At 44.4% G+C, this 9,964-nt stretch carries 6 protein-coding genes; 5 read left to right on the forward strand and 1 reads right to left on the reverse strand.

Going from position 1 to position 9,964, the window contains the following annotated elements:
* The 5 genes from HMPREF0670_RS09540 to HMPREF0670_RS09560 all read left to right on the forward strand — a co-directional run.
* Positions 1–1,524 (forward strand): McrB family protein (locus HMPREF0670_RS09540; protein ID WP_009230951.1); only part of this gene is annotated, 1,524 nt, incomplete at its 5' end.
* A complete protein-coding gene (locus tag HMPREF0670_RS09545; protein ID WP_044078094.1) occupies positions 1,521–2,834 on the forward strand; it encodes a 5-methylcytosine restriction system specificity protein McrC in 1,314 nt (437 codons plus the stop codon). The genes HMPREF0670_RS09540 and HMPREF0670_RS09545, both read left to right, overlap by 4 nt.
* Positions 2,835–2,939: 105 nt before the next feature.
* Positions 2,940–3,512: a hypothetical protein gene (locus HMPREF0670_RS09550; RefSeq protein ID WP_232213893.1), complete on the forward strand. Its 573-nt coding sequence runs from the start codon at positions 2,940–2,942 to the stop codon at positions 3,510–3,512.
* Between the two features lie 294 nt (positions 3,513–3,806).
* Complete coding sequence (locus HMPREF0670_RS09555; RefSeq protein ID WP_009230954.1) at positions 3,807–6,221, forward strand: DUF3160 domain-containing protein; 2,415 nt, start codon at positions 3,807–3,809, stop codon at positions 6,219–6,221.
* Between the two features lie 286 nt (positions 6,222–6,507).
* Positions 6,508–7,494, forward strand: coding sequence for a CapA family protein (locus tag HMPREF0670_RS09560; protein ID WP_009230955.1), 987 nt, complete (start codon positions 6,508–6,510; stop codon positions 7,492–7,494).
* A gap of 560 nt (positions 7,495–8,054) precedes the next feature.
* On the opposite strand, the gene HMPREF0670_RS09565 is transcribed toward HMPREF0670_RS09560, so the two are convergent.
* The gene (locus HMPREF0670_RS09565; protein ID WP_009230956.1) at positions 8,055–8,786 is read right to left on the reverse strand and encodes a hypothetical protein; all 732 of its coding nucleotides are present in this window, start codon (positions 8,784–8,786) and stop codon (positions 8,055–8,057) included.
* Positions 8,787–9,964 lie beyond the last annotated feature (1,178 nt).

A 9,964-nucleotide genomic window follows, 5' to 3' on the forward strand; every position in this document is an offset into this window, starting at 1 on the left:
AATATTGTTGCCAATGCCTACGTTGACCCCGTTTTTAACAAACTCAACAAAGAAAAGCCTAGCGAACTGATTGTATGCGGAGAGCATTTGCTTGACGAAACCATACCAATAGACAAACGTATAGCACGCTTTAAACAAGAAATGCAAGACCTTGGGCATGAAGACTGGAAGAACTTTGCCAACGATGAGCGCACGGCATCTGCCATCTTAACTTGCGCTTACCCCGAAAAATACACGTTTTACAAATGGGAAGTGTACAAAAGGCTCTGTGAATACTTCGGCTACGACATCAATAAAAGAGGCACGAACTTCGGTAACTTCATGGAAATAATAAACAATCTCGTAGCAAAATATGGTGAAACGGTTCAACAAATCATGCTTAGCGAGATAGACAGGTATAAAAACAAACCCCTTAACCTTGCCATTCAAACATTATTTTGGTGCTTGAAAGACTTCATGCTCAAAGAAATGGACGCAGCAAAACAACACACATCCCAAACCAGCGCTAACGAAGGTACAGACTATTCACGTTTCGACAAGGGCGTAATTACATGGAAAAGACACAAGAACATCGTGCTTTATGGTGCGCCAGGAACAGGAAAAACCCACAGCATACCCGAATATGTGGTGAGACTTTGCTGCCCCACATTCAATGCCAACCATGCAGAGCACAGCCAAATTGTGGCAATATACAATCAACTTAAAGAGGAAGGGCGCATCGCATTCACAACCTTTCACCAGTCAATGGACTATGAAGACTGGGTGGAAGGCCTTCGTCCCGTGGTTACTGACAACAACCAAGTGGGCTACAACATAGAATCAGGCATATTTAAACGCCTCTGCGAAAAAGCAAACGACACCAATACGCAAGAAGAGATGATACAAAATGATTTCCCAAAAAATAGTTCTACACTGCCTGATGGTGAAAATTCATCCAAGCCTTACATCATGGTTATCGACGAAATTAATCGTGGAAATGTGTCGAAAATATTTGGAGAGCTCTTGACGTTGTTGGAAGCTGACAAGCGTAAAGGCAACCCGAACACAGAGAAAGTGGTGCTACCTTACTCGAAAGAGGCTTTTGAAGTGCCAGCCAACGTGTTTGTTATCGCAACAATGAACACTGCCGACCGTTCGTTGGGTGCATTAGACTACGCCATTAGGCGACGCTTCGCCTTCATTGCAGAAAGGCCTTACGCCCTAGATAACGAAGGGTTTGACCGCGACTTTTTCAAGCAAGTGAGCCAACTCTTCATCAACAACTTCGACGAATACGAGAAAAGCAATTTCGATTCTACGTTTAAGCTGCAAGCGGCAGACACACTTTCGGCCGATTATAAGCCTGAAGAGGTGTGGATTGGCCACAGTTATTTCTTGATGCTCGATGAAAATGGCGAAGATTTCACCAACGACCGCATACTATATGAAATAATACCGCTCTTGGAAGAGTACATACGAGACGGCATTCTAACTACAGACGCGCAAACAACGATAGATGAACTATACGACAGGGCAATAAAATGACGACAGTGTTACAACTCAACGAGCAGCTGAAGGAGAACTCCCTTCTCAACCAAAGCGATGCCGAGGCTTTGTTGCCATACATAGCGGATGGTGGAGAAAAAGAGTTCAAAGTAAGTGATGACAAGCAAGACGCCGACTTCTACCTTAAACTTAGGCGTAAGGGTAACGACATTCTTGCCACGGGTTCTTACTTCGTAGGGGTGGATTGGGTGAAAGAAAACGAGCTCGCAATACAGGTTAGTCCGAAGATGAACAGCGATTTCGAGATAGATTATGTGCGAATGCTTAACGAGGCACTCTGTGATAAGGAAAACCTGAACCATCTGCAACAACTCGTAACAATATCTTTTCACAAGCCCGCAATACCAATTAGCCAGCAGCAAGACTTGTTAAGCATCTTCCTTATTACCGAATATCTTAGCGTTTTAAGGCGAATAACGACCAAAGGTCTGCGAAAAAGCTACTACATAGTTGAAGAAAACCTCAACAATAAGATAAAAGGGCGATGTCTTGTGGCACGTAACGTGAAACAAAACCTTAGCAAAGGGCGCGTAACAAACAACTTTTGTCGTTACCAAGTATATGGCATCGACTCGTGCGAGAACCGCATCCTTAAACGCGCTTTGAGGTTTTGTGCCAAACAATTAGAGGTTTATAGGCATGCCTTCGACACTTCCACACTCGACAACATTGTCCGTTTTGTAAAACCACACTTCGATAACGTGGGCGAAGAAGTTACCACAAAGGCCATACAAACATTCAAAGGCAACCCAATTTTTAAAGAACACAGCACAGCCGTAGAACTTGCCCAACTTCTAATTCGCCGTTACAGCTACGACATTACCCTTGCTGGCAACCACCAAATAACAACTCCACCATTCTGGATAGATATGAGCAAACTGTTCGAATTGTATGTGTTTCGCCATCTTAGGTTGGTATTTACAGGCAAAAACGAAGTTTGTTATCACCCCAAGGCACATCGTCAAGAGCTCGATTATCTGTTAAAGCCTTGCCATTGGCCCGAACCTTACGTTGTTGACGCCAAATACAAACCACGTTATAAGGGCATGACAGGCATAGACAATGATGACGCAAGGCAGGTGGCTGGTTACGCAAGACTGCAGAAGATATACGACATGTTGAAGCTAGATGCCGAAAATGCACTGCCTATCAAGTGTCTCATCGTCTACCCCGACCAAGAACAACAAGAGTGTTTCGCATTTACAAACACAGAAGAACCAACGTTCGAAAAAGTGAAAGATTACATAAGGTTCTACAAAATAGGGATTAGACTACCCGTAATTCAATGAAATTCATCTCCAAAGGCATAACTAAAAACCTCAACAAACGCCCCAAAAGATTTGCCACATTCGAAAGAATGTCTTATTTTTGCAACACGAATAGGTGTGAAGGGAATGAGCATCGCCTACGAAAACAATGCAAAGGCCACAGCCCAACCTCACTTTCCTCATCCCAACACAACGATGACGAACGCTTTCAGAACATACGGATGCCTCGCGATAGCGGCACTGTGGCCAACAGGAAACCTTGCGGCACAAACTTTCAGCATCGAAACGGTGAACGACAGCCTAAACTATCTCACGCTGAAAACCGACTCAACAACCGACAAGTGGCCGCTACCCTACCCCGTTTACCGATTAGAAACGGCCGACGTAAACGGCGATGGACGAACAGAAGCGTTGGTGGGCGTGATTAAAAGCACCCGTTTCTATCCGCAAAAAGGGCGCAGGCTCTTTGTTTTTAAGAACTACAAGAACCGCGTTCGCGCCATGTGGATGGGCTCAAAGCTAGGCGGAATACTGCAAGATTTCCGCTTTGTGGATGGCGTTGTGCGAAGCCTTGAAACCACAACTAGTGGCCGTTACGTGGTGGCCGAATACCGTTGGCAGGGTTTCGGCTTCGAATTCGTTAGGTTCTTGGTTGTGAAGGTGGGGCGAGAAGAGGCCTTGAAGGCGTTTAACCAATAGCTATTCGCTAAAAGGAAAAGCCAACAAAGTCGCCCAACACAAACGTATATAATAAGAACAAAGGCTAACATGTGCCATACAAATGCCGACAAGCACGATGGCACACCTTATATATATAGGGCGACAAGCGCACCCGAAAACAATAAAACCAACCGACTTGGGGCAGTACGGGCAAGCAAAACGAACACCAAATGCCGCCATCTGCCCCTCGTCAAGTAACAATTAAATTCCAAATCCGATGTGCACATGGCCACAACAAGGCCCCAACACGCACATCATAAACATTAATTATCAATGAAAAGAACCCTACTACTAATCGCATTCGCCGCCATAGGGGCGTTACTCTATGCCGACAACAACCCCAAGCCTGTGATTTTACCTGGTAAGGGCAAACTGAATGTGGAGAGTTTCAACAAAGAAGTGAACCTCAAAACCAACCTCTCGAAACTGTCGCTGGCCGAACTGCGCGTGCTTAAAAACGCATTTAAGGCGCGCGAAGGATTTATATTTAAAGAAGCCGACCTGCGCGGCATTTACGCACAAACATCGTGGTACGACTCGTTGATGTGGTTACGCTCGGACAACGAGAACGAACCGCTAGACGATAGCAACCCTAACGACTGGGGACAAAGGCAACCTAAACTTAGCAAAGCCGAACAAGACTTCCTCAAAAAGATTGAACAGCAAGAGAACAAAATCCTCAACAGTAAGCACAAACTGCCCAAAGGACAGATTGTTAACCTCGACCTGCTGCTCAATCCCTACCAATTAGACGACTTCGACCCTAAACTGCAAAATGCCATCAGCCGCAATGGGTTTGCCATTGTGCCAGACAACTTGCAGCAATTGTTCCATGTTTACGAGAAGAACGACTACTCCAACTTCCCCAGCTTTGTAACCACCGACCTTTATTTGCAGCTTTTCCACTTCTATTTCGACAACATTCTGCGCGATGCCGAAGAGAAAAAGCTCGATGCACTGGTGAAAGTGTTCTCGCAAGGCATGTTTAATCGCATGACCAAACTCGTAACCACACCCTCAACAGGCAAGCAAACCAAAGCGGCCGCAGCTTTCTGCCAAGCCTATTTTGCCGTGGCGTTGGCACTAACAACGGGCAAAACGCCTGCCGGGGTGAGTGCTGCATATAAGTCGCAAGTGGCATCCGAGATTAAGAAGGTGATGAATTCAGAAAACGCCCTCTCCCCTTTCTTGGGCTATACTGAGGTGAAATATCCCTATTCCCTTTATCGGCCACGCGGCCATTACAGCCGTTCCGAACGCATCAAGCGATATTTCCGCACCATGATGTGGCTACAAAGCGTGCCCTTTGGCACCGACAAGCCCGACCAACTGAAACGCGCCCTGCTCATTGCCCACACCATTGGCAGCGACCCACAGATGAAACGCACCTACAACAGCATGTTCGAGCCCATCACTTTCCTCTTCGGCGAGCCCGACAACATCACCGTCATGCAGGTTTACGACCTGATGAAGGGCCAAACGCCAGAGAAAATATTCACCAATGAGAGACTGATGGCCGACATGGCCAAACGCATTGACGAGGTGGGAGAGAAACAAACGCGCATCCGTCCCAAGTTCGAATCAACTTCACGCAACAAGATTAACCTCATGCCGCAACGCTATATGCCCGATGCAGAGGTGCTAAACGAGATGATTGACGCCACAAACAATGTCACCAAACGCGACGTTCCAAGTGGACTCGACGTGTTTGCGGCCATTGGTTGTTCGGCTGCCGAACGCATTTTATTGAAAGAACTGCAAGAAGACAAACGCTGGGAAGGCTTTGTGCCTACGCTCCAAACCATGAAACTACGCATGTCGGAGATTGCGTGGACCACCACCGTGGCCAACAGATGGATGGATGCCTTGGCCGAAATGAACAAGCCCGTGGCTGGTGCACCTTACTTTATGCTCACGCCACAATGGGAAAAGAAAAACCTGAACACGGCTCTAGCCTCGTGGGCAGAACTGAAACACGATGCCATCCTATACGCCAAGCAACCTATGGGAGCCGAATGCGGTTCTGGCGGACCGCCCGACCCCATCGTGAAAGGCTATGTTGAACCCAACATCCCTTTCTGGAAGAAGGCCATTGAATTGGTTTCGCAAATTGAAAGGGTGTTCAAACAATATAAGTTAAACACGCCTAAGATGGACGCTTCCACGGCTAGCGTGAAGGAAACAGCCGAATTTCTGCTACAAGTGAGCCAGAAAGAGCTATCGCCAAACCCCATCCTTACCGACGAGGAATATAACGCCATCGAAATCATAGGCTCTACGATAGAAAACATTTCGCTTGACCTTGTTAGACAAGACGACCAATATCTTGACGGCTGGGACAACGTGGAAGGTGCCGACAAGAGTGTGGCTGTAATAGCCGACGTATATACCGCCAACGCCCCGAACAACCCTAACCACTCCATTCTATACGAGGGAACAGGGCCTGCCTATACCATCTACGTGGCTGTGCCCATTGGCAACGAGCTCTATTTGATGCGCGGTGCAGTGCTGTCTTATCGCGAACTAAAACAGTCTACCGACCAACAGCGGCTCACCGACGAGGAATGGCAAGAGAAACTCAAAGCCAAACCTTATCTGGGCGTGCCTAAATGGATGGACGAAATTATGGTTCCGCTAGACAATCTGCCGAAAGATAATGAAGAAGTGTTTTATAGTTCGGGATGTTAAGGTGAGGAGTTAAGGAGTTAAGGAGTTAAAGTAGTAAGGAGTAAGGAGTATGTAGTAAGGAGTATGTAGTAAGGAGTAAAGAGTAAGCGGTAAGCGATAAAGCCAAATGCCTATCTGCGCTATGGCATACTCTTTTACTCATCAACTCATCAACTCACTAACTCAATTAAACTCACTAACTCATAAACTCAATTAAACTCATAAACTCACAAACTTCCCAACACAATACATGACCACAAAACCCGCTCAACATCCAAGAAACGCGCCCCATACATCCTTCCATGCTATGGGGTGCGCATTCTTTTCTCATGCCGCGGCCTATTGTCGCGGCGTGGTTCTTGTCTTATGCCTTACCTTTGTGTGCACGGAAAGTATATGGGCGCAGAAGGCCGACACACTATCCGTGGTGTTTACAGGTGACGTATTGCTCGATCGCGGCGTGCGCAAGCGCATCGAATACTTAGGTTTAAGCAATCTCGTTGGGCCAAAACTACAACAAATCTTCAACCAATCGCATTTCGTTGTGGGCAATCTAGAATGCCCGGCAACCAAAATTAACCAACCTGTTTTTAAGCGTTTCGTGTTCAGAGGCGAACCCGAATGGCTCACCATGCTGGCCAAACATGGTTTCACCCACCTCAACTTGGCCAACAACCACAGCATTGACCAAGGACGTGACGCACTGTTAGACACACGCAAGAACATCGAACAAGCGGGTATCATCCACTTTGGGGCAGGCCGTAACATGACCGAAGCCGCCCAACCCCTATTGCTGACCACCCATCCACGCCCCGTTTACATCCTCGCCTCCTTGCGATTGCCACTCGAAAACTTCGCTTATCTGCCCGCCAAGCCCTGCGTCAGTCAAGAACCACTAGACACACTGGTGGCTCGCATCAAGCATCTACGCCATAACGAACCCAACGCCTACATCGTGGTAAGCCTACATTGGGGCATCGAACACCAGCTAACGCCCACTGCTCAGCAGCGTAGGCAAGCGCGCCTACTGATAAACGCAGGTGCCAACATCCTTGTTTGCCACCATACCCACACGCTACAATCCATCGAACAATATAAAGGTTGCCCCATTTATTACAGCATCGGCAACTTTATTTTCGACCAAACCAAACCCATCAACACCCGTGCCTGCGTGGTTAAAATCGTACTTACAGCAAACGAGGCACACGTTGAAACCATCCCGATAGAAATAAACGACTGTGTACCAGAAGTGTATCAGTTGACGAGTTTACCAGTTAACCAGTTGACGAATTAACCAGTTGACGAGTTAACCACGTACACTTACTACTGCCAGCGCGAGCGGTTGCAAGTCATGCTGCTCACGGTCAACGGAGACAGCAAAATGGGAACGCAGAAGTAATCTGTCATTGACAGGCAGTTTTCAGCTTATGGATAATACATCGAATAACTTCCGCCTAGTCACTTTTTGATACATAACTACGTTTTTTCGCAGACAATTGGGGTAGAATTTTGGATTTTATCGTATCTTCTTCCAGAACTTTGTGCATGAGCAGAGTGTTTATCTTGGCTTTACAGCACAAAGACAATAGACTCCTCTCAAGTTATGGAATCATTAAACCCCAATCGGTCATTGCATATTAAACCCTAATGTATAATGAAACACCGTGCAAACGGCATCGCAAATGCGGGTTCAAAGCCTATTGAACTGTCCAGATTTGGATGTAAAGGTATGGGGGCAGGACATTAGAGAATATCTTATGACAAATGACCGAATGGCCTTATTCCACACCTTGACGATGTTAACTAACACAAAATTATAAATTAGTGCTTAACATACGATGGGGCGACTGGGGTTTATTGGTTAACGCGATTTTCTTTTAACTCCCCATTATAATCCTTACAATCTAGAATAAGATTATTTTGGAGAGATTTTATACGCTTGACTTTCAATGAAGTTGATTTAGAAAAACCATTGTTATACGTTATTATAACGTATCGAGAATTGGCATTTTTAATATATACACTGTGCCAAAAATATGTATCTTGCATATTACTTACCAATTGATGGATGTTTATCTTGTGTATATGAGCATTCTTTAAATCTATTAATAAAATAGTCCCATCATCCTGATCATTATTAATCTGAAGACATAATAATAGTTCCTCTTTCATATGGTAAGCCATTCTATTTTGCATATTTTCTCCACATAAGATAAGACATTTACCATGAAAAAAATCAATGCCTGTTTTTTTGTTGTACAACTCTATCCCCTGTATACTATTTGCTATGAAATAGGTTATGCAGAAATAATTTGTAAAATCTATCCCCTCATAACGAGAATTATATTTTCTCCACAAAACAGTGTCATTCATGTATATCTGATTTTCGGTGATGATATTCTTCATAGAATTACCATTCTTCAAAAAGAAATACAATAAGGAATCTCCTTTTTGGTTTGTAATGTTCAATTCATAGCCTTTTTTCAGCATATAATTCTCTTCTATTTTATTTTGTGCATATATACTTATTGGCATGAAAAATAAAAAGGAGAGAGAATATAATATGTATATATTTTTTCTTTTCATCCTTAATTCCGCAATTAAATACGTAATTTATTGTTAATACATTTTATAAGCCTTTGATGAACAATAAGTTCCTCGGACATTTGCTATCTGTAGAATTTTCACTAACTGTATGGTACGAAAATATCGTAAATTTCTACGTAGCATCACAAAGATAGCAATAAAATATGAGAACATCGTCTCTTATGGTGGTGTTTTTTATGTGATGAACGGATTGGAACAGTTGCGGAATCAAGAAAACTCAAAAACTTAAATTGTTATTTTTTATTTTACAACTCCGCACTAAATTTCACTCCGTTCTAGCGAAAATTTGGGCTAAAAAGTAGGTAAATAGCCACCATTTCTAACCTTTTACACCTTTTGCTTTGTCTATTTTCAAGAATAGAACCTGCATTTTGCACCATTTTGCCTTTCTATTTTGGTCGCCAACTCACAATTTTCCGAGCCCAATAACCCTCTTTTTACCCCTAAAACCCTACTTTTTGACGACTATTTCGCCCTTTCCGGCCCTGCTTTTCATGGTTTGAGAAGGTTTTATTTATACCATTACAGCGGATATTTATGCTTTTCGCCTAGCATTTAGCCGCATTTTACACTGCGTTTTGCACCATTTTACCTTGCATTTAGCACCAAAACGCACTGCATTTTGCACCATTTTACCTTGCATTTTGCACCAAAACGCACTGCGTTTAGCGGCATATTGCACTGCATTTAGCACCAAAACGCACTACATTTTGCTGAAAATGGCCCCAAAATGGGTGTTCGTGGCGGTCAGTTTAAATAATAATTCATTTCGCCTGCATGTACAACTAACCCATTTGGGCATCAAAACAAACCTCCGCGAGAATCGATTTTTTGCGGCAAGGTGGGCGGTTGGTGGGCGAAAAAGGCACTCACAATGTTAAAATTTGCACTGAAAAATTGACAGATTTGGATTGGTGAGTTGACAGGTTTGGATTGGTGAGCTGACAGATTTAGGCTGGCGAGTTGACTAGTTCGGATTGGCGAGTTGACAGGTTTGGATTGGCGAGTCGACAATTCCCAGGTTTAAATATCGTTAAAGGAAAAATGTTAGCCCCCTTAATTTGTTGCCGTTTTGGATTTGTTTTACTAACTTTGGCTTTCGGAGACAACTAAATTGCAAGTCTCCAGCTTTAATTTCCACCACGACTAGAAACCCA

This window comes from Prevotella sp. oral taxon 317 str. F0108, from assembly GCF_000162415.1.
GTDB lineage: Bacteria > Bacteroidota > Bacteroidia > Bacteroidales > Bacteroidaceae > Prevotella > Prevotella conceptionensis.

What these genes read in the sequence shown, in the direction of transcription:
- HMPREF0670_RS09565 (WP_009230956.1), bottom strand. Translation starts at nt 8,786, where the DNA reads ATGAAAAGAAAAAATATATACATATTATATTCTCTCTCCTTTTTATTT.
- HMPREF0670_RS09560 (WP_009230955.1), top strand. Translation starts at nt 6,508, where the DNA reads ATGGGGTGCGCATTCTTTTCTCATGCCGCGGCCTATTGTCGCGGCGTG.
- HMPREF0670_RS09555 (WP_009230954.1), top strand. Translation starts at nt 3,807, where the DNA reads ATGAAAAGAACCCTACTACTAATCGCATTCGCCGCCATAGGGGCGTTA.
- HMPREF0670_RS09550 (WP_232213893.1), top strand. Translation starts at nt 2,940, where the DNA reads ATGAGCATCGCCTACGAAAACAATGCAAAGGCCACAGCCCAACCTCAC.
- HMPREF0670_RS09545 (WP_044078094.1), top strand. Translation starts at nt 1,521, where the DNA reads ATGACGACAGTGTTACAACTCAACGAGCAGCTGAAGGAGAACTCCCTT.